This window comes from Sphingomonas hankyongi (assembly GCF_023516575.1).
Classification (GTDB): Bacteria; Pseudomonadota; Alphaproteobacteria; order Sphingomonadales; family Sphingomonadaceae; genus Sphingomicrobium; species Sphingomicrobium hankyongi.
The window spans coordinates 763,415-789,117 of sequence record NZ_JAMGBE010000001.1; the positions used below are offsets into that span (position 1 = coordinate 763,415).

At 64.2% G+C, this 25,703-nt stretch carries 22 protein-coding genes; 16 read left to right on the top strand and 6 right to left on the bottom strand.

What is annotated here, in order from left to right:
• Positions 1-45: 45 nt before the first annotated feature.
• Positions 46-1,347 carry an epoxide hydrolase family protein gene (locus LZ538_RS04140; RefSeq protein ID WP_249830719.1) on the bottom strand — a complete coding sequence of 434 codons (1,302 nt, stop codon included), beginning with the start codon at positions 1,345-1,347 and terminating at the stop codon, positions 46-48.
• 287 nt (positions 1,348-1,634) lie between these two features.
• On the opposite strand from LZ538_RS04140, the gene LZ538_RS04145 reads away from it, so the two are divergent.
• On the top strand, positions 1,635-2,516 hold the full coding sequence (locus LZ538_RS04145) for an alpha/beta fold hydrolase (RefSeq protein WP_249830720.1): 882 nt from the start codon (positions 1,635-1,637) through the stop codon (positions 2,514-2,516).
• Positions 2,517-2,579: 63 nt separating this feature from the next.
• Positions 2,580-4,271 carry an FAD-dependent oxidoreductase gene (locus LZ538_RS04150; RefSeq protein ID WP_249830721.1) on the top strand — a complete coding sequence of 564 codons (1,692 nt, stop codon included), beginning with the start codon at positions 2,580-2,582 and terminating at the stop codon, positions 4,269-4,271.
• 3 nt (positions 4,272-4,274) lie between these two features.
• Here the strand turns inward: LZ538_RS04150 and LZ538_RS04155 are convergent, their stop codons facing one another.
• Positions 4,275-5,465, bottom strand: coding sequence for a hypothetical protein (locus LZ538_RS04155; RefSeq protein ID WP_249830722.1), 1,191 nt, complete (start codon positions 5,463-5,465; stop codon positions 4,275-4,277).
• 42 nt (positions 5,466-5,507) lie between these two features.
• Here LZ538_RS04155 and lepA point away from each other — a divergent pair, with 42 nt between their 5' ends.
• From lepA to LZ538_RS04175, 4 genes are all read left to right on the top strand, one after another.
• Positions 5,508-7,328 (top strand): translation elongation factor 4, encoded by a 1,821-nt coding sequence (gene lepA / locus LZ538_RS04160; protein WP_249830723.1) that lies wholly within the window; start codon positions 5,508-5,510, stop codon positions 7,326-7,328.
• Between the two features lie 160 nt (positions 7,329-7,488).
• Positions 7,489-7,662 carry a hypothetical protein gene (locus tag LZ538_RS04165; RefSeq protein WP_249830724.1) on the top strand — a complete coding sequence of 58 codons (174 nt, stop codon included), beginning with the start codon at positions 7,489-7,491 and terminating at the stop codon, positions 7,660-7,662.
• Positions 7,659-8,255, top strand: coding sequence for a hypothetical protein (locus tag LZ538_RS04170; RefSeq protein WP_249830725.1), 597 nt, complete (start codon positions 7,659-7,661; stop codon positions 8,253-8,255). Before LZ538_RS04165 ends, LZ538_RS04170 begins: the two co-directional genes overlap by 4 nt.
• Positions 8,256-8,564: 309 nt before the next feature.
• Positions 8,565-8,873 carry a DUF6481 family protein gene (locus LZ538_RS04175; RefSeq protein WP_249830726.1) on the top strand — a complete coding sequence of 103 codons (309 nt, stop codon included), beginning with the start codon at positions 8,565-8,567 and terminating at the stop codon, positions 8,871-8,873.
• Positions 8,874-9,275: 402 nt separating this feature from the next.
• On the opposite strand, the gene LZ538_RS13410 is transcribed toward LZ538_RS04175, so the two are convergent.
• Together LZ538_RS13410 and LZ538_RS04180 are read right to left on the bottom strand one after the other, a co-directional pair.
• Entirely contained in the window at positions 9,276-9,779 is a 504-nt protein-coding gene (locus tag LZ538_RS13410) for a DNA methyltransferase (protein ID WP_430741941.1), read from the bottom strand.
• Positions 9,780-10,080: 301 nt separating this feature from the next.
• Entirely contained in the window at positions 10,081-11,118 is a 1,038-nt protein-coding gene (locus LZ538_RS04180; protein ID WP_249830727.1) for a hypothetical protein, read from the bottom strand.
• Between the two features lie 266 nt (positions 11,119-11,384).
• Between LZ538_RS04180 and LZ538_RS04185 the strand changes: the two genes are divergently transcribed.
• The 8 genes from LZ538_RS04185 (at position 11,385) to LZ538_RS04220 (ending at position 19,244) form a co-directional block, all read left to right on the top strand.
• Positions 11,385-11,765, top strand: a complete 381-nt coding sequence (locus LZ538_RS04185) for a hypothetical protein (protein WP_249830728.1) — start codon at positions 11,385-11,387, stop codon at positions 11,763-11,765.
• 146 nt (positions 11,766-11,911) lie between these two features.
• Positions 11,912-12,844, top strand: coding sequence for an AAA family ATPase (locus LZ538_RS04190; RefSeq protein WP_249830729.1), 933 nt, complete (start codon positions 11,912-11,914; stop codon positions 12,842-12,844).
• Positions 12,845-12,918: 74 nt separating this feature from the next.
• On the top strand, positions 12,919-15,291 hold the full coding sequence (locus LZ538_RS04195) for a PAS domain-containing sensor histidine kinase (protein ID WP_249830730.1): 2,373 nt from the start codon (positions 12,919-12,921) through the stop codon (positions 15,289-15,291).
• 110 nt (positions 15,292-15,401) lie between these two features.
• Positions 15,402-15,701 carry a hypothetical protein gene (locus LZ538_RS04200; RefSeq protein ID WP_249830731.1) on the top strand — a complete coding sequence of 100 codons (300 nt, stop codon included), beginning with the start codon at positions 15,402-15,404 and terminating at the stop codon, positions 15,699-15,701.
• 59 nt (positions 15,702-15,760) lie between these two features.
• Positions 15,761-15,961, top strand: coding sequence for a hypothetical protein (locus tag LZ538_RS04205; protein ID WP_249830732.1), 201 nt, complete (start codon positions 15,761-15,763; stop codon positions 15,959-15,961).
• 213 nt (positions 15,962-16,174) lie between these two features.
• Complete coding sequence (locus tag LZ538_RS04210) at positions 16,175-17,818, top strand: sensor histidine kinase (RefSeq protein ID WP_249830733.1); 1,644 nt, start codon at positions 16,175-16,177, stop codon at positions 17,816-17,818.
• Positions 17,815-18,450: a response regulator gene (locus tag LZ538_RS04215; RefSeq protein ID WP_249830734.1), complete on the top strand. Its 636-nt coding sequence runs from the start codon at positions 17,815-17,817 to the stop codon at positions 18,448-18,450. Before LZ538_RS04210 ends, LZ538_RS04215 begins: the two co-directional genes overlap by 4 nt.
• A gap of 113 nt (positions 18,451-18,563) precedes the next feature.
• Complete coding sequence (locus LZ538_RS04220; protein ID WP_249830735.1) at positions 18,564-19,244, top strand: NADPH-dependent F420 reductase; 681 nt, start codon at positions 18,564-18,566, stop codon at positions 19,242-19,244.
• On the opposite strand, the gene LZ538_RS04225 is transcribed toward LZ538_RS04220, so the two are convergent.
• A complete protein-coding gene (locus LZ538_RS04225; RefSeq protein ID WP_249830837.1) occupies positions 19,241-21,463 on the bottom strand; it encodes a putative bifunctional diguanylate cyclase/phosphodiesterase in 2,223 nt (740 codons plus the stop codon). The genes LZ538_RS04220 and LZ538_RS04225 overlap by 4 nt on opposite strands.
• A 169-nt stretch (positions 21,464-21,632) precedes the next feature.
• Positions 21,633-23,579, bottom strand: coding sequence for a M1 family metallopeptidase (locus LZ538_RS04230; RefSeq protein WP_249830736.1), 1,947 nt, complete (start codon positions 23,577-23,579; stop codon positions 21,633-21,635).
• A gap of 126 nt (positions 23,580-23,705) precedes the next feature.
• On the opposite strand from LZ538_RS04230, the gene LZ538_RS04235 reads away from it, so the two are divergent.
• On the top strand, positions 23,706-24,878 hold the full coding sequence (locus tag LZ538_RS04235; RefSeq protein ID WP_249830737.1) for a sensor histidine kinase: 1,173 nt from the start codon (positions 23,706-23,708) through the stop codon (positions 24,876-24,878).
• Positions 24,878-25,681: a LytR/AlgR family response regulator transcription factor gene (locus tag LZ538_RS04240; protein WP_249830738.1), complete on the top strand. Its 804-nt coding sequence runs from the start codon at positions 24,878-24,880 to the stop codon at positions 25,679-25,681. Before LZ538_RS04235 ends, LZ538_RS04240 begins: the two co-directional genes overlap by 1 nt.
• Positions 25,682-25,703 lie beyond the last annotated feature (22 nt).

Here is a 25,703-nt window from a genome sequence, read left to right on the forward strand (position 1 = left end):
AAAATGCGGCGGGCAGATCCGTCCAGGCCCGCCCGCCGCCAGCGCTCAGTTGCGCAAGGTCCGGAACCCCGCGCGCATGTCGTCGACGAGCGCCTTTGTCTGTTCCCATGCGGCGAAATGAGCGCCCTCCGGATGCTTCTGATAATAAAGCAGGTTCGGATAGGCGGCCTCGGCCCATTTGCGCGGAACGGGGCAAATTTCCTCGGGGAAAGCGCTCACCACAGCAGGCACCTTCACGCCCTTAACCGCGAAGAACACCAGCTTGTTCTCCCAGTATAGGCGGGCGGAAGAAACCGCGGTCTCCGTCAGCCAGTAGAGGGTGATGTTGTCCAGGATCTCGTCACGGCTGAAGCCCAGCTGCTCGCCGTCGAACAGGCGCGCTATCTGCTTGTAGGTCCAGATATCGTGATCGATGATCCAGGCGGCGAGGCCGATCGGGGAGTCCTCGATCCCGTAGAGCGTCTGCGGACGGTTTCCCATCTCCTGCGCGTAGCCGAGACCGTATTTGTAGAAGAAGGCGACATGATCGAAGGAGCGCCGCTCTTCCTCGTCCAGCGCGCGGGGCGGCGCGGTGCTTGCCAGCGCGGCCGCGTTGATGTCGTCGGGAATCGCGCCGGCCATGTTCGTGTGGATTGCGAGCAATCCAGGAGGCGCCTGGACGCCCATCTGATCGACGATCAGCGCACCCCAGTCGCCGCCTTGCGCGACGTAACGGTCATAGCCCAGCCGCTTCATCAGCACGTCCCACGTCCGAGCGATGCGAGGAGCATCCCAGCCCGTAGTCGTCGGCTTTCCGGAGAAGCCGTACCCCGGCATCGACGGGATCACGACATCGAACGCGTCGGTTTCCAAACCGCCGTGGGCGGTGGGATCGGTCAGTGGCCCGATCACTTTCAACTGCTCGATTACCGAGCCTGGCCAGCCATGCGTGATTATGATCGGAAGCGCGCCGTCATGCTTCGATTTCACGTGGATGAAATGGATGTCGACGCCATCGATATTGGTGACGAATTGCGGAAGGGCATTCAGGCGCGCTTCGACCCGTCGCCAGTCGTAATCGATCGTCCAATGGCGCGCGAGCTTCTGCAGCGTCTCGAGCTGGACGCCTTGTGAAGCGTCGCTGACGACTTCTCGCGTGGGCCATCGCGTAGCGACGATGCGCCGGCGGAGGTCGTCGAGCGCATCCTGCGGTGCTGAATATTGGAAGGGCCGAATGGCAGTATCGCCGCTCTGATCCGCATCCCGGCGGGCGGCGATAATCGTTTGTTCGGCGATGCTGACATGCTTGGGTTCGGATTTGGGTTCGAGGGTCGGGGTCGGCGAGGGAGGCTGCGTGGTTTCGGCCATCCTCATTCTCCTGATTGGGGGACACGGGGCGACGCGTGACGAACGCGGTTGCTCGGCCGTGGAGAATGCTGGTGCGCTACCTGACGCGCGGCCTGAAACGGCGCTGCGCCTCTCTGCTGAGTCGGGTCAATAGGTGTAATCGCGACCGGCCATGGAACGTGCTACGGGCGCGCTGCGTCGCGAGCGAGTCGAGCGTTCGACGGTCCTGTTGATTGCCCGCCATTCGTCCTCATCGAGACACCGGCGCCGGCCCCGCCGACCGGCACCCGCTTTGAGCGAGGCAAGCGATGCCATTCATCACTACGAGAGACGGGACGCAGATCTTCTACAAGGACTGGGGATCGAGGGACGCACAGCCGATCGTGTTCCACCACGGCTGGCCGCTGAGTGCCGACGATTGGGACAATCAGCTGATGTTCTTCCTCGGCCATGGCTATCGGGTGGTCGCGCACGACCGGCGCGGGCATGGCCGATCCAGCCAGACCGACGGCGGGAATGACATGGACACTTATGCCGAAGACGTGATCGAGCTTGTCCGCGCGCTCGATCTTCGTGGCGCCGTCCATGTCGGTCATTCGACCGGCGGCGGCGAAGCGACTCATTATGTCGCGCGGGCCGATCCCGGCCGGGTCGCGAAGCTCGTGCTGATCGGCGCCGTTCCGCCCCTCATGCTCAAGACGGATGCCAATCCGGGTGGACTGCCGCTCGAGGCCTTCGACGGCTATCGCCATGCCGTCGCGGCGAACCGCGCGCAGCTCTATCTCGATATCCCGACCGGCCCCTTCTACGGCTACAATCGGCCGGGCGCGCAGCCGTCAGAAGGTATCATCCGCAACTGGTATCGCCAGGGCATGATGGGGGGCATCAAGGCCCAATACGACTGCATCAAGGCCTTCTCCGAGACCGACTTCACCGAAGACCTTCAGAAGATCGACGTCCCGGTCCTGCAGATCCACGGCGAGGACGACCAGGTGGTGCCTTATGAGGACTCAGCTCCGCTTGCGCACAAGCTCCTGCGCTATTCGACGCTGAAGAATTATCCGGGGCTTCCGCACGGCTGCATGACCACCCACCCGGAGATCATCAACAACGACATCCTGTCGTTCATCCGCGGCGAAGAATTGCCGACCGATGACCACAAGATCATTGTTGAGCCGATCCCTGCCTAGTGGCGAACGCCGCCGGACCGGGCTACTTCCCGGTCCGGCGGTCACTTTGGGCGGACAGTAAGGATGGCCGAAATCTCCGAGCTTACGACCTATGCGACGCGGGGCGCGCAGATGTTCCTGCGCTTCGACGATGACGAGATCGCGCGGCTCGCCCGCTTCGGCGAAAAGCGCTGCTATCGCGCGGGGGAGATGCTGGCGCGCGTGGGCGAAGCTGGCCCCGGCCTGATGCTGATCCTTTCCGGCCAGGTCGAAGTGACCCAGTCCGGGGGTGGCGAGCGAAGGCATATCGTCACGCATGAGCGCGGCAACTTCATGGGCGAGCTCGCGCAATTGTCGGGCAGGCCCTACCTCGTCGATGAAAAAGCGCTGACGGACGTCGAGGCCGTCGCAATTCCGGCTGATCGGTTGCGCGCGCTGCTGGTCGCCGAGGCCGAGCTTGGCGAACGCATCATGCGCGCCCTGATCCTGCGTCGGATGGGGCTCATCGAGTCCGGTGCCGGGCCCATCGTCGTCGGTGAGGACGCGGATGCGGACGTGCTTCGCCTGACCAACTTCCTGCGCCGTAACGGTCATCCCTTCGAGCAGCTCGATCCAAAGGAGGACGATTGCGCAAAAGCACTGATCGATCGCTTCCAGGTCGAGGTCGAAGAACTGCCGATCGTGCTCTGCCCGAGCGGAAAGCTGCTTCGGAACCCGAGCGAGGACCAGCTTGCCCGCTGCGTTGGCCTCGTCGGGCCAATCGATCCCGACAAACTCTATGACGTCGTCGTTGTCGGCGCTGGCCCTTCCGGGCTGGCGACTTCCGTCTACGCGGCTTCGGAGGGTCTTTCCGTTCTGACACTCGATTGCCGCTCCTTCGGCGGGCAGGCTGGCGCCTCGGCGCGGATCGAGAACTATCTTGGCTTCCCGACTGGCATTTCAGGGATGGCGCTCATGGGTCGCGCATTCAGCCAGGCCCAGAAGTTTGGAGTCGAGCTGGCAATCCCCGACGAAGCCGTGAAGCTCGAATGCGGGAATGACCCCTGCCACGTGCAGCTCGCGACGGGCGAGCGGGTCAAGGCGCGCTGCATCGTCCTCGCCACCGGTGCGCGATACCGGCGCCTGGAGGTCGATCGGCTCGAAGAATTCGATGGCTCCTCGGTCCACTATTGGGCCTCTCCACTCGAGGCCGACCTCGCAGCGGGACAGGATGTCGCGCTCGTCGGCGGCGGCAATTCCGCAGGCCAGGCCACCGTCTTCCTCGCCAGCCGCGCGCGCCGTGTCGTCCTGCTTGCGCGCCGACCGCTCAGCGCGACCATGTCCCAATATCTCGTCGACCGAATCTCGGCTCTGCCCAACGTCGATATCGTCGACGGTTGTGAGATCGCGAGCCTCGAAGGGTCGCAGGGCGTGCTGGAATCGGTAAGCTGGCGTGACCGGTCGACGGGGGAGCAAAAGCGGCATCCGGTCCGCTTCCTCTTCTCCTTCATTGGCGCGGAGCCGAACACGGATTGGCTGCAATCGTCGGGAATCCGCATGGACAAGCGCGGCTTCGTCCTTACCGGCGACGACGCGGGTGAGAACCGCTTCCCGCTCGAGACCAGCCGGCGCGGCGTGTTCGCAGTCGGCGACGTACGCTCAAGCTCGGTGAAGCGGGTTGCCGCGTCCGTCGGCGACGGTGCGCAGGTCGTCGCGGCAATCCACGCCTATCTCGCCAGCGCCTCCGAACCGGCGCCTGCGCCTGCAGCGGAGCCTGCTCAGGCCGCCGCCGAATAAAGCTTAGGGGAACGGCACTCCGCCGATCAGGTCGCCCAGCCCGAATTTCTTCTTCTTTTTCGGTTGTTGTTGCTGTGGCTGGGAAGGCGCCGGCTCGTCGCCGTCCATTCCTCCGCCCATCATCCCGTGCATGCCGCGCATCAGCGAAGCCGTCGTTTTGTAACGAACCTTGGCTGTCCACTTGGGGGCCTTGGGCGCCTCGGCGAAGTTCACTTCCGGCCCGTAGCCGATCATGGTCACCATGCCCGCCGGAGCTGCTGCCGCGACCTCGGCCGGAAGCAGGCATTCGTTGGCCGACGGGGGAAGGACCGTTCCTGCCGCGATCAGGCGCTTCACTTCTGCGGGCGCGAGATAATCGAGCGTCGCCATCGATGCGGTCTTGGCCGAGCTCCACATAATCACGTCGCCCGACTGGTTGCTTCCGAACATTGCGAGCGCATAGCCGGTCGCCTGCGCCGAAGGCTGCCAGTTGAGGCGAGCGGCCCCCGAGGGCAAGCCGCCGCCCTCGCGAAATCCCAGACCAGGCATGAAGTCCTGGCCCGCGGCGAGGCTAAATCCGATGTCGGGCGAGTAATTGCCCGCCACCTTGTGGGCTCCGAGGAGCGAGCCTGCCGCCGGGACGGCGCGGCTGTCGCGGTCATTCGGCCAGTGGCCGAAGCCGGGTGCGCTGTGCGGGCCGCTGACCGCCTTCGCCATGCTGGCCATCGATGCCATGCCCGGGGGAACCTTGCCCGGAGCAAGCTTGGAGAAGTCGATGACCGTCGGCTGGCCCGCGCTGACATGCTCGCCGCAGCCCCAATAGATCAGCATTCGGCCCTTGGGCTGCTGCCATTGCGTCGGCATGCCCGTCGGCACGGGCTCTTCCTTCGCGACCGCCGGAGTCACCAGCGGAAGGCTCGGGCCCATCTGCAGCCCGGTGGGGATCCAATGGTCCGCCTTCGGCCCTGGCGGGGCCTTCGTCTTGGACGCCAAACGCAGGTCGATCGTGTGCCCGACCGAGTTTCCTCCGCCCGACATCATCTGCATGACCTGGCTCATGTTCGGTCGGCCGCCACCGGTCATGCCGGCGCCGAAGCCGCTCGTGGTCGCCACGTCCATCCAGTAATTTGCGATTGGCGGCGGGTCCTTCGCCGGCGCTGCCGCGATGACGATGGCCGCGCACATGCCCGCGCCCACTACGCTTGTTCTTTTCATCGATTTGCCCCCGTTTGAGCAGCCTCTATAGCGCCGCTCGAAATGGCAGACATCAGCAAAATCCGAAATTTCTCGATCATCGCGCATATCGACCACGGGAAGAGCACGCTCGCGGACCGGCTCATCCTCCGCACCGGGGGCCTCAGCGAGCGTGAGATGACCCACGGCCAGGTCCTCGACAATATGGAGATCGAGCAGGAGCGCGGGATCACCATCAAGGCGCAGACCGTGCGGCTCGAGTGGAACGGCTACGAGCTCAACCTGATGGACACGCCCGGCCACGTCGACTTCGCCTACGAGGTCAGCCGCAGCCTCGCCGCCTGCGAGGGCGCGCTTCTCGTTGTTGATGCTGCTCAAGGCGTCGAAGCCCAAACGCTGGCGAATGTGTACCAGTCGATCGAGCACGACCACGAGATCGTCCCGGTCATCAACAAGATCGACCTCCCCGCCGCGGACCCGGAAGGCGTTCGCCAGGAGATCGAGGAGATCATCGGCCTCGACGCCAGCGAAGCCGTCCTCGCCAGTGCGAAGAGCGGGATCGGAATCGACGAGGTGCTGCAGGCGATCGTCGACAGGATCCCGCCCCCGAAAGGCGATCGCGACGCGCCCCTGAAGGCAATGCTCGTCGACAGCTGGTACGACCCCTATCTCGGCGTCGTCATCCTCGTCCGCGTCATCGACGGCGTCTTGAAGAAGGGCCAGCAGGTCAAGTTCATGCAGGCGGGCACCACGCACCTGATCGACCGCGTCGGCTGCATGCGCCCCAAGATCGAGCAATTGCCCGAGCTTTCGGCGGGCGAGATCGGCTTCATCACCGCGCAGATCAAGGAAGTCGCGGAAACGCGCGTGGGCGACACGATCACCGACGCCAAGCGCCCCGCCCCCGCCCCGCTCCCGGGCTTCAAGGAAGTCCAGCCGGTGGTCTTCTGCGGCCTGTTCCCGGTCGACGCCGCGGACTTCGAGAAGCTCCGCGAAAGCCTCTACAAGCTCCGCCTCAACGACGCCTCCTTCAGCTTCGAGACCGAGAGCAGCGCGGCGCTCGGCTTCGGCTTCCGCTGCGGCTTCCTCGGCCTCCTCCACCTCGAGATCATCCAGGAGCGGCTGACCCGCGAATATGACCTCGACCTCATCACCACCGCGCCGTCGGTGGTGTACCGGATGCACCTCACCCATTCGAAGAACGAGCCGGCGCAGGTGATCGAGCTGCACAACCCGGCCGACATGCCCGACCCCAACCGGATCGAGATGATCGAGGAGCCGTGGATCGAGGCGACCATCTATACCCCCGATGAGTATCTGGGGCCGATCCTCAAGCTGTGCCAGGACCGCCGCGGCATCCAGAAGAACCTCACTTATGTCGGCACCGGCGCCCACCAGCGCGCCCAGGTCACCTACGAGCTGCCGCTCAACGAAGTGGTGTTCGATTTCTACGACCGGCTGAAGTCGATCACCCGCGGCTATGCGAGCTTCGATTACCACCAGATCGGCCACCGTGAGGGCGACCTCGTCAAGATGAGCATCCTCGTCAACGAGGAGCCGGTCGATGCCTTGAGCATGATCACCCACCGCGGAACCGCCGAGGCCCGCGGGCGCGGCATGTGCGAGCGCCTGAAGGATTTGATCCCCAGGCACATGTTCAAGATCCCGATCCAGGCCGCGATCGGCGGCAAGGTCATCGCCCGCGAGACGATCAGCGCGCTCCGGAAGGACGTCACCGCCAAATGCTATGGCGGCGACGCGACCCGCAAACGCAAGCTCCTAGAGAAGCAGAAGAAGGGCAAGGCGCGGATGCGGGAATATGGGAATGTGAGCATCCCGCAGGAGGCATTCATCGCGGCCCTGAGGATGGGGGACGAAAGCTAAAGCTTCCGTCACCCAAGCGGCGTCTTTCACCATTCGGCCAAGGCCGGGGTTGCTATTGTGACTCGGCGTGGCAAGGTGCTTGCGCTCGGATCAAGCATGTTCGTTTGTGCCGGTGGGCGGTGAAGCACGAACGAAACGCGCAGGCCGAGATTGGAGCGAGATGACCGCGACTGAAGTTCTTGAAAAGCGTCGCGCCGCGTTACGCGCGTACGATAAGAAGGCGAAGGCCGACCCCGGTGGTGCACGCAAGCGCCTGATCGCGACCGGCATCTACACGAAGGCTGGGAAGCTCCGTCCCGAGTTCGGCGGAGAGCCCGGCAAAGCGAAGGATTGAGCCGCCTCGCGGCGTCGTTCGTCCTTGGCTATCACGGCTGCGAAGCCCGAGTTGCCCGCAAGATCATCAATTGCGAAGAGCCTCTTCGGGCGAGCGACAAGAAATATGATTGGCTAGGGCCGGGCACCTATTTCTGGGAGTCCGATCCTTTCCGGGCAATGGAGTGGGCGCAACAGGCGAAGACGCGCGGCCGGATCGAAACGCCCGCTGTCGTCGGCGCCGTCATCGATCTCGGTAATTGCCTCGACCTCCTCAACCGCGAAAATATTGAGTTGGTGCGCGATGCTCACCGGCTCTTCGTTCAGGAGCAAAAGCGCTCCGGGCTTCCCATACCGGCGAACCGCAGCCTGGAGGGCGAGCCGGAACGAATCCTTCGCTTCCTGGACCGGGCCGTTATCCAATTCCTTCATGAGATATTCGAGGTTGCGGGCGAGGCGGCGTTCGACAGCGTGCGCGGGCTGTTCCCCGAAGGTGACGAGCTTTACCCCGGCGCCGGGTTCCGACGGCGCAATCATATCCAGATCGCGGTATGCAACCCGAAGTTGATCCTTGGATTGTTCTACCCGCCGGATTACCCGCCAGCGGGCGACTAGGCTCGGTGCTTCCGCCCTAACTTTTGCTAATCTTGCGTGACGGCATCGTAACGATAGCCATTGCTCCACTACCGCCGTTCCCAAGCGGCGGTACTCGGCGGGCAGCCTTCAGGCTGGGCCGATTGGGGGGAGGTCCGCGCTCATCCGCAACCCACGGGCGAGAGCGGACCTTTCATCGAGGATTAGCCGGGCCAGACTGACGTCACGTCGGATTTACTCCGCGTGACGCATTTTATCTTCTATGGCGGCTCCAAGTGAATTTGCGGCGGTGACTCATCCGCCGATCCTCGATCGAAAGACAAACCAACCATGACCTACAACAGCACATTCAAGGACCGCGCCGCCCAGGCGGCCGAGGCCAAGCAGAAAGCGCTCGAGCGTTATCGCGCGCGGCCGCCGGTCGACCCGAAGGTCGCGGCGGAACGCGCCTCCGCCGCGCAGGAGCGGGAAGCCGCCAAGGCGCAGAGGGCCGCCGAGAGGAAAGCCGAGCGGCAAGCCGCCGCCGAGGCCAAGGCGGCCGGCGATGCGGCGAAGGCGGCAGCGGCGGCGCCGAAGACCGAGGCCGAGCTCAAGGCTGCGCGCGACGCGCGCTACGCTGCACGGAAGGCGAGGAAGTAAGTCGAGCGCCCGAGCATAAGCGAGCGCTCTGCAAGGCAGACGTGAGCTTATGTCGAAGAGAGCGCGAGGCTCGGCCGGCGCGCGAGCGAGCGGCTAAACCGCGAGTGAGACGCGACCGACGTCACGGGATTCACTCCCGTGACGGTCACCTACAAATTGTTCGCGACGGTGTTGAACACGTCGGCGAGGATCACCCCCAACATCTGGAACGCGATCAGGCACGCGACGGAGATGAGCGCGGCGATCCGGTCCGTACTCTTTGGACGTTGCGGCGCTTGTATAGTGGCTAGCTCTAAAACAATCGACTTCTTCCCGACAGTCCACTTTCTTTCTTATCGTTATTGCCTATAGTTGTTTCTGAGGGCCTGATGGGGAGTAGTACAAGTCATGTGGACGCCGACACTAAGCCCGTCGGAAAAAGAACTTGCCAGCACACGATCCGATTTCATGAAGCGTTGGGAGGTTCGGTTTTCCGAGGAAGCGCGAAGACTTCGAAGCCTCGAGCTTGATATTGGCAACTTTCTGCCAGCGTATCGGCGTGAGGTTGTCGAACCCCACCTTCCGAGCCCGGACCTGAAAGTCAGCGGAAAGTGGCAGAACGTAGTGCCTGCCCGCTTGGCGTCGAGAAACGCAGACGTCCCCTACGACACAGCAGACCCGACCACCTGGAACAAGTACACGCAGGCACTCTGCCCAGACTTTATCCATCTCTTCGAGGAATAACTCGTATGAGGCCATGTTCCCCAACTGGCCCTCGTGATCAGGATATTGAATTAGGGCCCCATAAGGCGGACTCGTGCAAACGAGGTGCACGCTTTCAGTAGCAACTTCGGCCAGCTGCAGGTTTCGTGCGTCGCCCTCGATGATCTTATGCGTGCTCAACCACGGCGCCGTCGGCTTACTCATGCTCACTCCCGCCCAATGCGCTACTTAAGACGGGCTCATGCTTCTACGGCCAGCCCCCCCGGTGTGTTTATCGGGGATAAGTACCGCAGGCTGGACTCGTCTATCGCCAGCGTTAGATTCACCTTATGTTCTACTTGTTTGTACTGGAACCGGCTGAGGAGTCCAGCCGTGCAAAAAACGAGTCAGTCCGTTTTGGTGCTTGTTGAAGTGTGCCCGCTAACCTCCATCGACAGCCTGCCGAGCTTCGAAATGCGTCTTCGCCGTGCGTTCCCATTCGGCTTGCTCCTCACCGCCGTGCTCGTCAGTCACCCCGGACTGACTGCGCGCGACGGTCCTCCGCCCCCTGCCTCTCTTGCCAATCGGCTCTCGCCGCCGCCTCCCAACTGCGTTGCTCCTCGGCGTCTTCGGCGTTTTGCTTTTCCCGCGCCAGCTCCTGCTCGCGGTTGTCCATCTTCGCCCATTCTTCCTGTGAGTATCCGCGCGCGGGATGGCTGAGCGCGCCATAGTTCCTGTCGTCGACGGCGGTGCTCCAGCCGCCCGCGCCGCGGTTCCCCCACGGCCCTTCGCCATGCTTCACCGTCAGGCGCGGGTCGGGATGTTGGGGCCGGGGCGGGTCGCCCTGCTCCTCCCAATAGACCCTTCGCGCATTGTCGAGCCAGGTGGAGAAGGGCGTCTCGACCACCTCCAGCAGGCGGTGGCCGCCGCGGCGCAGGTTGCGCAGCACCTCCTGCGCGTCCCAGCCGAACTTGCTCGCGGTGAGGTCGAAAAGGATTTCGATCATCGTGATCTGACGCAGGTAGAAATCGGCGGCGACGATCCGGCCGGCGAGCCGCGCCTCCCTCTCCGCCATCACCTTGCGCAGGAACTTGGCGCCGAGCTTCTCCATCAGCTCCATCTTCAGGTCGTTGGACATTTCGGGCTCGGGCTCGGGGAATGGCCCGCCGCCCGCGGACGAAAGAAGCTTAGCGCGGCGGGTGATGCCCGGCACCTCGCCCAGGAAAGGCGGCTGGGAGTCGAGGCCGTTGCGGCGGCGGCCGATGATGATCGCGGCGTCCCACGACTGGCGGAAGCTGGTCGCGCCGGGAGTCTTGTAGAGCGCCTCCGCCCCCGTCGCATGCTTCCCCATCTGCCACACGGCCGATTGCACGGTGCCCGTGGCGGCGATGCGCGCGACCAGCTCCCTCTGAAGCTCCGGAGTCCAGCCGTCCGGGCGCTTCACCTTGCGGACGACGGGATCGAAGCGGAGCAAGGGCGCGATCTCTGGATCGGCGGCGAGGGTTGCGAATTCGGGGATTTCGGGGCCGCTTGCGGGCGCGGCCGACCCAATGAGTGCGTTCATCCGCGAGTCTGGAGCAGAAAATATTCGAGTAGGAAAATTCGTGAGGGAAGCGTCACGCGGAATGAATCCGACGTGACGTCGATCGCCACTCGCAATGCTCGGGCGTCGGCCGACGTTTCGCATCTCTCGACTAGCTCGCGTGGCGCCTGCGCCTGCTCGCTATTCTCGGTGCTTCACGAGTAGGAAAATTCGTGAGGGAAGCGTCACGCGGAATGGATGCTGAAACGAGTTCAGCATGACGGTTCGGAGGAGTATAAGCCCCCTGCATGAAGGCCGCTTGCTTCGCCTTGCTCATCCTCGCGGCGTCGGGCGCGGGGGCGCAGTCGCTTCCGCCGGGCGGCTTCCGGAGCCCGCCGCCGCCCGCTGCGCATGGCGGCTTCCACGGCTTCCCGGGCGCCTTCTTCCCGATCGAGAATGACGTCGTCTATGTCGAGCGCGAGGTGATCCGCGAAGTGCCGGTCGCGCCCGCCGCTCCGCCCGCTCCTCCACCGCCGCCGCGCAAGCCCTGGTCGCTCGGCGCAAGCTACGACTCGCTGCCGTCCGGATGCATGAAGATGCTGTCCGACGGCGTGTCCTTCTACAATTGCAGCGGCGAATGGTACCGGCAGGTCGCGGCGCACAGCTACAGGGCTGTCGAGGGGCCGTAGGGCCGCACGCGTCACGGGAGTGAATCCCGTGACGTCAGTCCTGTCGCTCCGCGCAGGCCGGCCGCGTCGGCGAGCGTCTCTCGGCCAAGCCAAAGCGTGCTTGCGCATCGTTTGTCTTAGCCGCGGCGCATCGCTACGCTACCGGCATGATTATCGACGTCCGGGCGCTGTTCGAACGGCAGATGACGTTTCCGAACCCGGATGCGCGCGCCCGGCTCCACAGCCTCGTCGGGCTGGACGGGCACATCGACCTGCTGCGCAAGATCCTGGCGCTCCTGGTCTATCCGACCGCGCTGCTGCGCTGGGGCGAGAAATATCATCCGGGCGCGAAGCTGCTGATCGACGCGGTGCTGACGCGGCCGCCGCTGGTGATCCTCGCCGGGGACGTCGGGTCGGGCAAGACGGCGCTCGCGGAATCGATCGGCGACGCAGTGGCGCGCGACGCGATGATCGAGGTGACGCTCTTACCGCTGAGCCTCGCGGCCCGCGGCCAGGGGCGGATCGGCGAGATGACGCAGCTCATCTCCGCCGCGTTCGACCATACGATCAAGGAAGCGAGCACGATGATCGCCGGCGAGATCACGGAGGGCGCGGTGATCCTGCTGGTCGACGAGGCCGATGCGCTCGCCCAGTCGCGCGCGACCGCCGAGATGCATCATGAGGACGTCAGTGGCGTCAACGCCTTCATCCGCGGCATCGACCGGCTGTCGAGCCGGCGGCTGCCGGCGGCGGTGATCATGTGCACCAACCGCTACGAGGCGCTCGACCCGGCGGTGAAACGGCGCGCGGCGGAGATCCTGACCTTCGAGCGGCCGAACGACGAAAAGCGCAAGCTGCTACTCGGCCCGAAGCTCGCCGAGCTCGGCTTCTCGGACGCGGAGATCGACAGGGTCGTCGCGGCGACCGGGCCGCGCAACGGCACCTACGGCTTCACTTACTCCGACCTCGCCCAGCGGCTGATCCCGGCGATGGTGCTCGACGCCTATCCGGAGCAGGCGATCTCTCCGGCGCGGGCGCTTGAGCTCGCCGAAGCGATGGTGCCGACGGCGCCCTTCAACGAAGCGGGCGGCGCGCTCTAGCCAAGTGCATCGCGCAGCAGCCAAACGTCTGTAATAACGCGTTTAGCCCGAGTCGTGCGGGTGCAGGGGAGTAGATGGCGCGCAAGGCGAAAGACGTGATCGAGTCGGACACCGCTCCGCCTCCCATCGAGCTGCCTGCAGCGATGTTCAGCGGTCCCGGGCTGCTAACGCTTGCCGACCTGCTGCCGGTCATGACGGCCTTCGTCGACCGCGACCTTCGCTATCGCTTCATTAACAAGCCGCTCGCCGAATGGCTCGAGCAGCCGCGGCGTAAGTTGATCGGGCTGCACATGCGGGAGGTCATCGGCGACGAGGCGTTCGAGCATCGCGAACCGATGCTGAAGGCCGCGCTGGAGGGCGAGCGGCAGTTCTTCGCATCCACCTTCAACCACCCGGCGCGCGGGCTCGTCGCCGCGCAGACCGACTACACTCCCTGGGTGAATCCCGGCACCGGCGAGGTCGACGGGATCGTCATCGTCGTCACCGACATCACCGAGCAACGCGTCACCGAACGCGCGCTTAGGGAAAGCGAGGAGAGATTTCGCCGCATCGCGAACAATGCGCCGGCGCTGATGTGGGTGACCCGGCTCGACCGCGTGCGCGACTTCGTCAACGACGCTTATTGCGAGTTCCTCGGAATGGCGCACGAAGAGGCGCGGGTGCTCGACTGGCGAGATCGCATTCATCCGGAGGATGTCGACCGAATCGTCGCCGAGAGTATCGCGGGGGAAGCGGCCCTGCAGCGCTTCACGCTTGAGGGGCGGTACCTGCGGCATGACGGCGAATATCGCTGGATCCGAAGCGTATCCCAGCCGCGCTTCGGTCCCGACGGCGACCTCAGCGGCTTCATCGGCGTCGGAACGGACATCACCGTCCGGAAGGAGGCGGAGCTCGAGCTCATGCGCCTCGTCGAAGAACGCACTGGCCAGCTGGCAGCCTCCGAAGCCCAGTTCCGCGCGGTGTTCGAAGCGGCGCTGGAAGTCATGGTGCTGCTGGAACCGGACGGCACGGTGATAGCGGTGAACAACCGGCGGGAGATCTGGCGGCACCCCAAGCCGGAAGATGCAATCGGCACGAAGCTGTGGGACGCGCCGACCATGAGCGCCTATCCGCAGCACCGCGCAGTGATGCAGGAAGGCATCCGCGCCGCGGCGCGCGGAGAAGTGTTCACCACCGAAGTGAAGATGGAGCGCGAGAGGATGCCGACGGCATTCCTCGATGTTTCCGTGCAACCTGTCCGCGGGCCCGACGGATCGATCATCTATCTCCTCTTCGAAGCGCGCGACATCACCGAGCTCAAGACTGCGCAGGAGCAGCTGCGGCAGAGCCAGAAGATGGAGGCGCTAGGCCAGCTCACGGGCGGCATCGCGCACGATTTCAACAACCTCCTTACCGTGGTCGTCGGCGGGCTGGACCTCATCGCCAAGCGTGCCGACGATGCCAAGCTCAGGCGCTACGCCGAAAATGCGCTTGCAGCGGCCGAGCGCGGAGCACGGCTTACCGGCCAGTTGCTTGCCTTCAGCCGCGTGCAGCGGCTGGAAGTACGCCCGACGCAGGTCGCTCCGCTGATCGAGAGCATGCGGCCTTTGCTCCGAAACGTGCTCGGACCCGGGATCAGCAAGACCTTCGACCTGGACGAGGAAATGCTGCCGGTTATGGCCGATCCGACGCAGCTGGAGGTCGCCGTCCTGAACCTTGCGATCAATGCGCGTGACGCCATGACCGACGGGGGCGTGCTCCATTTCGCAAGCCGCAAGGTCGAGGTCACGAGCGATTCCGAGCTGGAAGACGGCAGCTATATCGAGCTTACGATCAGCGACACCGGCGCCGGCATGACGGAAGACGTCGCCAGCCGCGCCTTCGAGCCGTTCTTCACCACGAAGGAGGTCGGCAAGGGTACCGGGCTAGGCCTGTCGATGGTCTACGGAATGGCGCGGCAGTCGGGCGGCACGGCGCGGATCGAAAGCGCGCCAGGCCTCGGCACCGCCGTCAAAATGTACTTCAAGGCAGCGGAGGGCGCCACGGTAGCCGATGCCGCACATCCGGACAGGGAGGCGGAGGAGGATTTGGCGACTCACCACGCCGCCTCCGTGCTGGTGATCGACGACGATCCGGATGTTCGCAGCTTCATCGTCGCGACGCTTGAGGAGCAGGGCTATCGCGTCCACGAAGCGAGCGACGGGCGAGCGGGTCTCGCTGAACTGCAGCGCGCGGACCCGGACCTGGTTATCCTGGACTTCATCATGCCCGGCCTGTCCGGAGCGGAGGTCGCCAGCCGGATACTTCGCAAGCAACCCGACCTGCCGATCCTGTTCGTGTCCGGCTACAGCGAGACAGAGGCGGTCAAGCGGGTTGCGCCCCACGCCCCATTGCTCGCGAAGCCGTTCCGCTCCGATGCGCTCGAGAAGGCCGTGCGCGGAGCCCTGGCCGAACGGGCAAATTCCTAGCCGCTCCCTATTTGTTGGAAATTGTTGGAAATTCCCCGACGGAGTTCCGGCCCGGCCGGCTGTCCGTTTCCTGGTGGAAATCCGAGCTTGTTCGCGCGTTTTATCGGGCGATGACCCGGCTGCTTGTTCTTACCTGCCTGCTCACCGCAGCGTCGGCGGCCGCGGCTCAGACCATGACCCGGGCGAGCGCTCCGAACTTTTCGCGCTCCGCCGAGCTGTTCGAGCGCGATTGGGTGCTCATGAACTGGGCGCTCAAATTCTACGATCGCGACCGGGACATCCTGCTTTCACCATCGGAGGCGCAGGCCGCTGCGGCCGAGTTCCGCAAGATTGCCGACGCGGACAGCGACGGACGCGTCACCCCGCAGGAGTATCGGGCGGCACGCGAGTTCATCCTCGCTCGCTATTGAGCAACAGTTACTGATCGAGGTTAGCAGCGGCCCGCTCGCGATCGGCCTACGGTCGCGCCATGCCTGCGCCCAAAACCTACTTTGAAAGGCGTGCCGCCCAGGAACGCGACGCTGCGAGTCAGGCGAGTGACGAGCGCGCCGCTCAAGCGCATCTTGAGCTTGCGGAGCGCTACGCGAAACTTGCTGAAGGCGGCGGCGAAATCGACACCCGCAAGGAAACGGGGGCGGTGCTGACCGCGGAGTTCCGGATCCTGCCGTAGACATGGAAGGAGGGAGTGCGGTCTCGGGGGCCACACTCCCTCCAAGGGAAGGTCTCACGAAGACCCGGACCGATTCTTAGACTCGAGGCGGCAGCCGCGTAAGCTATCCAAAGATTACTCTAACTATCGTTAGTGTGACTCGCGCGCCGCAACGCCGGTTAACATCGCAGAGCGGCGTAGGCTGTTCGGCCACGGCTGTGCGGAACGCATTCGATGCGATACGATACAGGCGTGGGGAGGAATATCGCTCTGTCTTCTGGCCGCGTGATCGCGCTGGGGCGATTGCTCCTGGCGCTCCTTTTCCTGCTGCTCACGTGGATCGACGCCTACAAGATCCCCGGATATCCGAATTCCCACTTCGCCCTGTTCGGCCTCTACTCCATCTTTGCCGCATCGATCGTGGCGGTCACCTGGAACAACTGGTGGCTGGAGGCCCGGCTTGCAGGGGCCGCCCATACGATCGACATCGCGCTTTTCGCGATCCTGGTTTACCTGACGCACGGCGACAATAATCCGTTCTTCACCTTCTCGATTTTCATTTTCCTGTCGGCCGCGCTGCGTTGGGGCTGGCGCTCGACCGCGCTCACCGCGGTCCTCCTCAGCCTGCTTTTCTTGCTCGCTGCGTCCTTCCATGTGTCGCAGCAAATCAAGTTCCGCTTCACGGACTACATGGCCGGTGCCGGCCAACTCTTCGTCCTGTCGCTGATCGTGATCTGGTTCGGCGTGAACCAGTGGCGCAGCGAGCAGCAGGATCCGCGCGAGGATCGACTGGCGGACCCGTCCAAGATTGCGGCGCTCGAGAATGGGCTGCGCTCGGCGATGGCACGTGCCGGGGCCTCGTCGGGCGCGCTGGTCTGGACCAGTCTGCGCAAGCCGGCGCCGACCGCTCTCGTGATGAACGACGGCGAGTTGTCGGTCACCGAGCTTCCCGGCGCCAACATCTCGCGGGTCGGCCAGGACGTGTTCCTTTACGATGCGCCACGCGATCGATCGCTGAGGCGGGATGCGCACGACAACTTGCGCCCGGCGAAACTCAGCAGGCACAGCCTCGATACGATCGCCGCCGGAATCCCGCTTCGAGAAGGCCTGTCAGTGCCTGTCTTCAGCGAGCGAGGCGAGGGCCGCATGTATCTGGAGAACGTGCGCGGATTGTCGATCGATCACCTTCGCCTCGGCTCCGCGCTTGCATCCGAGGTTGCGACCAAGGTCGAACGACGAGCCCTGATGAAGGCTGCGGAGGAAAGCGCCGAGTCCCGGTCCCGTCTCGCCATGGCTCGCGACCTTCACGACAGCGTGGTGCAATTCCTGGCTGGAGCTGCTTTCCGCCTGGAAGCGCTCAAACGGTCCGAAGCATCGGGCCGGAACCTGGTGCCCGAGCTCAACGAGCTGAAGGAGCTTATGCTTCAGGAACAAGGGGAGCTGCGGTCGTTCATCGCCGCCCTGCGCGGCGGCGCCCAGACGGACCTGGTGGAGCTCGCGAAAGACCTTCAAGCGCTTGCCAAGCGCCTTGCCCGCCAGTGGGACATCCAATGCACCTTTTCGGCCGATGCGGCCGATTTCCCGGTCGCGGCCCGGCTGCATCTCGACGCGCAACAACTGGTTCGCGAAGCGGTGGCAAACGCCGTCCGCCACGCCGGCGCCAAGAATGTCAGCATCCGGCTCGCGGGGCAGGCCAATGAGGTGAAGCTCGACCTCATCAATGACGGAAGCGCATACCCGCGGACGGAGGGTGGTCAGTCGATGCCGAAATCCCTGAAGGAACGCGTCGAGGCAGCCGGGGGAGCAATCGATCTCTCGAGGGGAATGGGGGTCACACGGGTGTCAATCTCGCTTCCGGCAGCTGGGAGAGCGGCGTGACGAAGATCGTACTGGCCGACGATCATCCGATGATCCGCACCGCGATCGAAGTGCTTTTGCGGGAGACCGATTACGAGATGGCGGGCACCGCTGAGACGGGGGCAGCGACCCTGCGCGTGATCGAGGAGGTGCGCCCCGACCTCCTGCTTCTCGACCTGCAGATGCCGGGAGGCGGCGGGATGGAGGTTGTCCGTGCGCTCCAGTCCGACAAAGCGGCGCCGCAAATCATCATCCTCACCGCAGCGATCGACGATTCCTCATTGCTGGAAGCGAAGAAGCTCGGCGTTCGCGGCATGGTGCTGAAGAATTCCGACCCGGCTTATTTGCTCGAGTGCCTCGATCGGGTGAGCTCCGGCGGGACGTGGATCGATCCGGAGCTGAGCATAAGGGCGGATGAGCTGGTCCAGTCGCTCAGCGAGCGACCGAGGATCCAGTTGGCACCCCGCGAGCGCCAGTTGATCGGCTTCGTGCGGCAGGGGTTGCGCAACCGCGAGATCGCCAATGAGCTCGGCGTCACCGAAGGCACTGTGAAGGTCTACCTCCACGGCGTGTTCGAGAAGCTGGGTGTCAATTCCCGAACCGAGCTGGCGGTTCGCGCGGACGAGTTCCTAAGCGACGCCTACATCAAATAGGCATAAGCCGCTTTAATCGATCGCCGATCGTCTTTTGTTGGCGGCCCGCATTCCGCAGACGTAAATGAAGTACCCGTGGCGGCTGGAGAATGAGACAGCCCCAAGAGGAACTTATGGAAAACAAAATCAGCCCTGACCCGGAACTGGGCGTGCTCGGAACCGGCAGGATGGGCGTTCGCCTCGCGGCGATGTTCGCACGCGCCGGACGGAACGTGGTGCTCGGCTCGCGCGATGCCGACAGGTCGGAGGCGATTGCGGAGCAACTGGCCATCCCGACGTTGCGCGGAAGCTGCAATGCCGATGCGTTGCGCGCTCCCGCAATCATCCCGGCGGTATTCCTGCGCGACGGATTGCTTGACCTGCTCAACCGGCATTGCACGAAGCTCCGGGGCAAGCTGCTGATCGACATCAGCAATCCGTTCAATGAGGATTACAGCGACTTCACGACGCCCTGGGACACGAGCGCCGCCGAGCAGATCCAGCAGCACTTTCCGCAAGCCAATGTCGTCGGCGCGTTCAAGAACGTCTTCTGGGAAGTGTTCGACCAGCCCCAATTCGGCGAGAGCCTGAGCGATGTGCTCGTCACAGGAGACGACGACCAGGCGAAGCAGCGGTTCCTCGCGCTCGCGGACGGCACTCCGTTTCGCTACCTCGACGCGGGGCCGCTGGTGAACAGCCGCACGGTGGAGCGGCTGACCTTCATCACCAGCGCGCTCGGACGGCAGCTCAATTCCTATCCGCGAATGAACTGGAGGCTGCTGACGCAGCCGCAGCAGGAAGCGGTGGCGGGTTAGCCCGCCATGCGCCGAGCGCCGAGGCCGACCACCATCTGGTTGGCGCGATCGTACGACAGAGGCTTACCGAACAGGTAGCCCTGGATGATGTCGCAGCCAAGCTCACGCATCCGCTCGAAGTCCTCGGCGGTCTCGACGCCTTCCGCGGTCACCGACATGCGGAAGCTCTTCGCGAGCTGCACGATCGACTGGATGATGGCGACATTTTCGGGCCGCGTACCCGCTTCGCGGACGAAGCTGCCGTCGATCTTGAGCTTGTGGAAGACGGCCTTGTTCAAATAGCCGATCGACGAATAGCCGGTCCCGAAATCGTCCAGCGCGATGCCGACGCCGAGCGCGCGCAGCCGCTTCAGCACGTCGAGCGTCGAACCATTGTCGCCGAGGAACACCCCTTCGGTGACTTCCAGCTCGAGCCGATTGCCGGGAAGCTTGTGGCGCGCCAGCGCCTCGCTCACGACGTTGGGCAGGTTCGGAAGCACGATCTGCTTGGGGCTGATGTTGAGCGCCACGGTGATCGGCTCCGGCCAGGAGGCGGCCGCGCGGCATGCTTCGTCGATCACCCAGGCGCCGATGGTCGGCATGAGGCCGCTTTCTTCGGCCACCGGGATGAAGACGTTCGGCGGCACGAAGCCCCGCTGCGGATGATTCCAGCGGATCAATGCCTCGAAGCCGATCAACTTCTGCGTCTTCGCATTCACCAGCGGCTGGAAGACGAGGTGGAATTGCTTCGACGCAATCGCCGAGCGCAGGTCGCTTTCGAGGCGGACGCGGTCTTCCTGCTCCGATTGAAGCTCGGACGAGAAATAGCGCGCGCAACCGCGGCCGGCGTCCTTCGCCTGGTACAGCGCAAGGTCGGCCTTGAGGATGAGATCGTCGACGGTCGCGCCGTCGATCGGTCCGAACGCGCAACCGATGGACACGCCGATCCGGATCTCGGTCTGGTCGATCTGATACGGTTCCTTGATCGAGTTGATGATGCGGTCGGCGAGCAGCTCCACCTGCTTGCGGCTCTGCGCGTCGGTGATCACGATCGCGAACTCGTCTCCGCCCATGCGTCCCACGTGTCCGTCAGCGCCGACCTCGTCGACCAGGCGCTTGGCGACGGCGCGCAGTACCGCGTCGCCTTTAGGATGGCCGAAGGTGTCGTTGACCGGCTTGAAGCCGTCGAGGTCGAGGAACATGATCGCGCAGGGGACATTGCCGCTGGTCGCGCCCCGAAGCGCCTCGCCGAGCAGCTGGCGAACCCGCCCGCGGTTGGGCAGGCCTGAGAGCACATCGACGTTGGCGAGATGCGTCAGCCGCTCCTGCGTCTGGCGGATCTCGGTGATGTCGGAGCCTACGCCGCGGAACCCCTCGAACCGGCCGGCGGTATCGATGATCGGGTCTCCGGCCATTGAGATCCAGCGCGGCCCGCGGGCGGTGCCAAGCTCCATCTCCAGCGAATTGAACGGCTGCTTTTCGAGCAGGACGCGGCCCAGCTCGGCATTGCCGCCGAGCAGCGCTGGAAGCGAATGGCCGATGAGCTGGCTCGCGGGCTTGCCCAGCAGGGCGGTCATGCGCGAGCTGATGTAGGTGACGCGATTCTCGGAATCGACTTGCCACAGCCAGCCCACGCCGCGCTGCTCATATTCCTGGAGGAGCAGGCTTGCGCCTTCGCTCTGGCTGCCGACGTCGACGTTGGTCTTGAGCTGGTGGAAGGCCCAGCGGGCGACGGTCATGACGCCGACGACGGCGACGCCAATCGTGAAGAGGATCGACAGCATGTGCTGGAACGGAATGCTGTGCCGGCCGAGCAGCAAGGATCCGCCGACTCCGACCGTGAACGCCACCATCCAAGTCGTTGCGCACGGTGGTACGACGACGAGGCCGAGCGCGCCGATGCCGAGCCCCGCAGTGATCGAGGCGGCGATCACCTGCGTACCGGCGTCGAAAGTCGGGAACAGATAGACGGGAAGACTGAGCCAGATTGCCGCGCGCACCGCGACCTCGCCCACCAGCAGCCAGTTCGGCACGCGGCGCCCCGACCGGCCGACGCAGGTGATCGACTGATGCCTGGCGAGCTGCATGGCCGTGAGATTCACGGCCACGACGGCGAGCGCCCATGGCGCCACCAGCTCGAAGGTCACGATATCCCACAGGTTCGCGCACATCATCAGCGCAGCGACGATATTCGCAGCCGCGAAGAAGGGCGCGAGCTGCGCCCGCGAAATGAGTTGCACATCGCGCAAGGGCGAGCTTTCGGAATCGGCCGCACGCGCCGCTAGGCCCGCCGATTCCCCGCCCGGAAGGCGAGCCGCAATTAAGCGCTTATAACGATCTGGAGCCTCGTACATCCGCCCGCCGTTTCACGTCCGACAAGCGGCTTAGCCAAAGAGCGTAAAAGCAGTGTTAAGGAGCAGTGCTTTTTGCGCCTTGCGATGCGGGCTGCGCGAGCTTCAGTTCCTCGAGGTCCCGCACCACCATCGGATGGTAGAAATTGCGCGTTTGCGCGAAGATGCGTTCAGCGATGGGCCTGCCCCACTGCCCGTCCTTCGCAAGCGCCTTGATCAGCGGCTTGACGAACTTCCCGCGGCCCTGGCTGGTCAGGAACTGCTCGAGCGACGGAATACCGGGGTCGTAGCGGTTGCCAACCACCAGATCGAGCCACGCGTAACGCACCTCCATGTTGCCTATGCCGTTGAGATCATAGGCATTCTGGAGTGCATCCAAGCGCTGCTTCGGGATGCTGCGCGGGAGACGGTTCAGGAAGCGCAATCGCTCGTCCGTGGTCCATTTGGTCCAGTCGGGAGCCGTCGATCCGCCAGCGAAGGCAGCTGCCGCCTGATCCTGTTCGGCAAATGTGCCGGCAGGCGGGCGCACCATGTTCGGCGGCACGCCAGGCTCATAGACCCAGCGATCAAGCATCAGCTTGGATTCAAGCCCTTTGTCGCCCTTCACGAGGTGCTGGCGAATGTCGTCGAGGAAAATTTTCGAGGTTACCGGCTGGAAGGCGTGCCGGCTGAACCAGCCCTTGAGCCACTCGTCGAATCGTTCGCGTCCAACGTTCGCCTCGATCGTGCGCAGGAAGGCCGCCCCCTTCTCATAGGCTATGTCGCTGCTGCCCTCGTCGGGATGGCGGCCCTTCACATCGAGATGAAGGCGCGTGTCGGCACCGCTCGGCCCGCCATTGTCCTTAACGGCCTTGTTCATGGCATCGATTCCGAGCGCGATTTGCTCGTCGGCGACCTTCTTTCCGTAGAGCTCCTCGACAATCCGCCGCTCGGCGTAGGTCGTCATGCCTTCATTGAGCCAGAAATCGTTCCAGGTCGCGTTGGTCGCGAGATTGCCGGACCAGCTGTGCGCAAGCTCATGCGCGATGAGGCTTACGAGGCTGCGGTCGCCCGCGATGAACGTCGGCGTCGCGAAGGTGAGGGTCGGGTTCTCCATGCCGCCGAAAGGGAATGACGGCGGAAGGACAAGCACGTCATACCGTCCCCACTGGTAGGGGCCGTAGAGCTTCTCGGCGGCGTCGACCATCTTCTCCGTATCGGCGAGCTCATTGGCGGCAGCGGGAAGCGTCGCGGGCTCGGCCCAGACGCCCGTGCGCGATCCCAGCGATTTGAAGGCCAGGTCGCCGACGGCGATGGCGATCATATAGGGCGCCACACTGTGGCCCATCTTGAAGCTGAACACGCTCTCGCCGCCTTGTGTGATCGGTTCGGCTGACCGGGGAGCGCTCATGACCGCGGTCATGCCTGCCGGCACGCGAACGGTCGCTTCCCAGGTCTGCCGCACGCCCGGGGAATCCTGGGTCGGAATCCAGCTCCGGTTTTCGATCGATTCGCCCTGGCTGAACAGGAAGGGCGCCTTCTTGCCCGCGGTCTGCTGCGGCGTCAGCCAAAGCAATGCGCCGGCTTGGGGCGCGCTCTTGTACTTGATGACCAGGCGCTTCGTGTCGGGATTAAGCGCAACCGCCAGCGGGCTCCCCAGGTTCGGGTCCGCTGCGCCCACCTTCCATTGGAGGGGCCGGTTGGCGCCGTCCGTTATGCTTTCGATCTCGAGGCCCTTGTCATCGAGCACGATCTCTTTCGCGTCGGCCCGGCGGTCGATGTCGAGCGTCGCCGTTCCCGCAATCCGCTTGCTGTCGAAATCGACGCCAAGATCGAGCGCGACGTGCGTGACCCTCGCTTCGAGGGGCTTCGCGAAGCTGCTGACGTCCAGCGCATCCTCGCTGGTCAGGATGGGGGCCACAGTCATCTCGCCCGGGCTGGCATCGGCGCGATTTCCCTCTTCGCCGGCACGGCAAGCGGCAAGCAGGACAGCGGCAGCAAAAAAGGCGGAACGAAGCAGCGTCATGGGGGGCCTCTTTGGGATCTTGCCGGACAACGCGCGGCAGCGAGATTTGGGCCGCTAGAGGCTATCGCCCCCTTTCCGCAAGCCCTGCGCTCGCAAAGGCGGCTGCGCGCCTCTATATCGGCCTTGATGGCGACAGACAGTGCGACCCTCGACCGGCGCTCAGCAACGCCGCGCCGTGCGGCCGACGCCGGGGCGATCCGCTCCCCGGCAGCGCCGATCGCCCGGGGAATCGGGCTCGACCAACCGTTCTTCGACGACAAGAATCGCGCCTTCTGGATCCTGCAGTCGATCGGCTGGAGCGGCTATTTCTTCCTGAGGTCGCTCTCGGGTTTTGCCAATTCGATGGGCTGGATGTGGCTGGTCCACACCCTGCTCCTGACCGCGACCGGCTATTCCCTGACCCTGTTGATGGCCTCCCTGTTCCGGCGGTTGATCCGGATGAAGCCGGTCTTCACGCTGGTGCTCTCCCTCGCCGCGGTCCTGCTCGCCTCTACCGCCTTCTCGATCATCGAGACATGGAGCTACGCGACCTTCCTGAAGCCCAACGCCAAGCCGGCCGGGGTCGAATATTTCGGCGCGATCCTGCTCAATTTCTCGCTGCTCGCCGCATGGGCGGCGCTCTATTACGGGATCAATTACTTCCTGCTGCTGGAGGACCAGATCAACCAGCGCGAGAAGCTGGAAAGCCAGGCATCATCCGCCCAGCTCGCGATGTTGCGGTATCAGCTGAACCCGCATTTCCTGTTCAATACGCTGAATTCGATTTCCACGCTCGTTCTCCTCAAGCAGACGGAACGCGCCAATGCGATGCTGGCCCGGCTGTCGTCCTTCCTGCGCTACACGCTGGTCAATGAGCCGACGGCGAAAGTCACGCTCGCCCAGGAAGTCGAAACGCTGAAGCTTTATCTCGAGATCGAGAAGATGCGGTTCGAGGATCGGCTGCGCCCGCATTTCCGCATCGAATCCGAAACCATCGGCGCGCGCTTGCCCTCCTTGCTGCTGCAGCCGCTGATCGAGAACGCCATCAAATATGCAGTCACCCCCAGCGAAAATGGCGCCGATATATGGATTACGGCGGTCCCGGACGGCCAGGCGGTGCGGATAGAAGTCGCCGACAACGGAAACACGGACGGGCAGGACATCGCAGCCAGCCCGTCGACCGGAGTCGGACTGGCGAATATTCGGGACAGGCTGTCGCAGGCCTATGGCGCCGAGCATCGTTTCGACACCAGGAAGAACGAGAAGGGGGGCTTCAGCGTTATCGTGGAAATTCCCTTCGAGAGCGGAGACAGAGCCTAATGAGCATCCGGACCATATTGGTCGACGACGAGCCGCTGGCGACCCAGGGCCTGCAACTACGGCTGCAAGCGCATGAGGACGTCGAGGTCATCGCGACCGCGGCCAACGGGCGTGAAGCCATCCGCCAGATCAAGACGCACAAGCCGGATCTCGTCTTCCTCGACATCCAGATGCCGGGATTCGACGGTTTCTCCGTGATCCAGGGGCTGATGGACATAGAGCCGCCCCTCTTCGTGTTCGTGACTGCCTTCAGCGATCACGCCTTGCGGGCATTTGACGCGCAGGCGGTCGACTATCTGATGAAGCCGGTCGACGAGGACCGCCTTGCCGCGACCATGGATCGCGTTCGGCAGCGGCTTTCCGAAAAAAGAAGCGCCGAGGAGGCCGGGCGCCTGAAGGAAGCGCTCGCCGAGCATGCGCCGGAGGCAGCTGAGGAGCTTGCGGACGCCGCCCCTGAAGGACCGGCCGCCAACCGCTACGAGAAGATGATCAACATCAAGGATCAGGGCCAAATCTTCCGGGTCGATGTCGACACCATCGAGCGCATCGATGCGGCCGGCGATTACATGTGCATCCAGACAGGCGAAAACACCTTGATCCTGCGGGAAACGATGAAGGATCTGGAGAAGCGGCTCGACCCGCGCCGATTCCAGCGCGTGCACCGGTCGACCATCGTCAACCTCGACCTCGTCCGCCAGGTGAAGCCGCATACCAACGGCGAATGTTTCCTGGTCCTCGACAGCGGCGCCCAGGTGAAAGTCAGCAGATCATATCGGGACGTGGTGGCGCGGTTCGTCCATTAGTCGATAAGATTGCCGCAGCGGG

Coding starts and splice junctions, on each gene's coding strand:
- LZ538_RS04140 (WP_249830719.1), bottom strand. CDS start 1,347: ATGGCCGAAACCACGCAGCCTCCCTCGCCGACCCCGACCCTCGAACCC.
- LZ538_RS04145 (WP_249830720.1), top strand. CDS start 1,635: ATGCCATTCATCACTACGAGAGACGGGACGCAGATCTTCTACAAGGAC.
- LZ538_RS04150 (WP_249830721.1), top strand. CDS start 2,580: ATGGCCGAAATCTCCGAGCTTACGACCTATGCGACGCGGGGCGCGCAG.
- LZ538_RS04155 (WP_249830722.1), bottom strand. CDS start 5,465: ATGAAAAGAACAAGCGTAGTGGGCGCGGGCATGTGCGCGGCCATCGTC.
- lepA (WP_249830723.1), top strand. CDS start 5,508: ATGGCAGACATCAGCAAAATCCGAAATTTCTCGATCATCGCGCATATC.
- LZ538_RS04165 (WP_249830724.1), top strand. CDS start 7,489: ATGACCGCGACTGAAGTTCTTGAAAAGCGTCGCGCCGCGTTACGCGCG.
- LZ538_RS04175 (WP_249830726.1), top strand. CDS start 8,565: ATGACCTACAACAGCACATTCAAGGACCGCGCCGCCCAGGCGGCCGAG.
- LZ538_RS13410 (WP_430741941.1), bottom strand. CDS start 9,779: ATGAGTAAGCCGACGGCGCCGTGGTTGAGCACGCATAAGATCATCGAG.
- LZ538_RS04180 (WP_249830727.1), bottom strand. CDS start 11,118: ATGAACGCACTCATTGGGTCGGCCGCGCCCGCAAGCGGCCCCGAAATC.
- LZ538_RS04185 (WP_249830728.1), top strand. CDS start 11,385: ATGAAGGCCGCTTGCTTCGCCTTGCTCATCCTCGCGGCGTCGGGCGCG.
- LZ538_RS04190 (WP_249830729.1), top strand. CDS start 11,912: ATGATTATCGACGTCCGGGCGCTGTTCGAACGGCAGATGACGTTTCCG.
- LZ538_RS04195 (WP_249830730.1), top strand. CDS start 12,919: ATGGCGCGCAAGGCGAAAGACGTGATCGAGTCGGACACCGCTCCGCCT.
- LZ538_RS04200 (WP_249830731.1), top strand. CDS start 15,402: ATGACCCGGCTGCTTGTTCTTACCTGCCTGCTCACCGCAGCGTCGGCG.
- LZ538_RS04205 (WP_249830732.1), top strand. CDS start 15,761: ATGCCTGCGCCCAAAACCTACTTTGAAAGGCGTGCCGCCCAGGAACGC.
- LZ538_RS04210 (WP_249830733.1), top strand. CDS start 16,175: ATGCGATACGATACAGGCGTGGGGAGGAATATCGCTCTGTCTTCTGGC.
- LZ538_RS04220 (WP_249830735.1), top strand. CDS start 18,564: ATGGAAAACAAAATCAGCCCTGACCCGGAACTGGGCGTGCTCGGAACC.
- LZ538_RS04230 (WP_249830736.1), bottom strand. CDS start 23,579: ATGACGCTGCTTCGTTCCGCCTTTTTTGCTGCCGCTGTCCTGCTTGCC.
- LZ538_RS04235 (WP_249830737.1), top strand. CDS start 23,706: ATGGCGACAGACAGTGCGACCCTCGACCGGCGCTCAGCAACGCCGCGC.
- LZ538_RS04240 (WP_249830738.1), top strand. CDS start 24,878: ATGAGCATCCGGACCATATTGGTCGACGACGAGCCGCTGGCGACCCAG.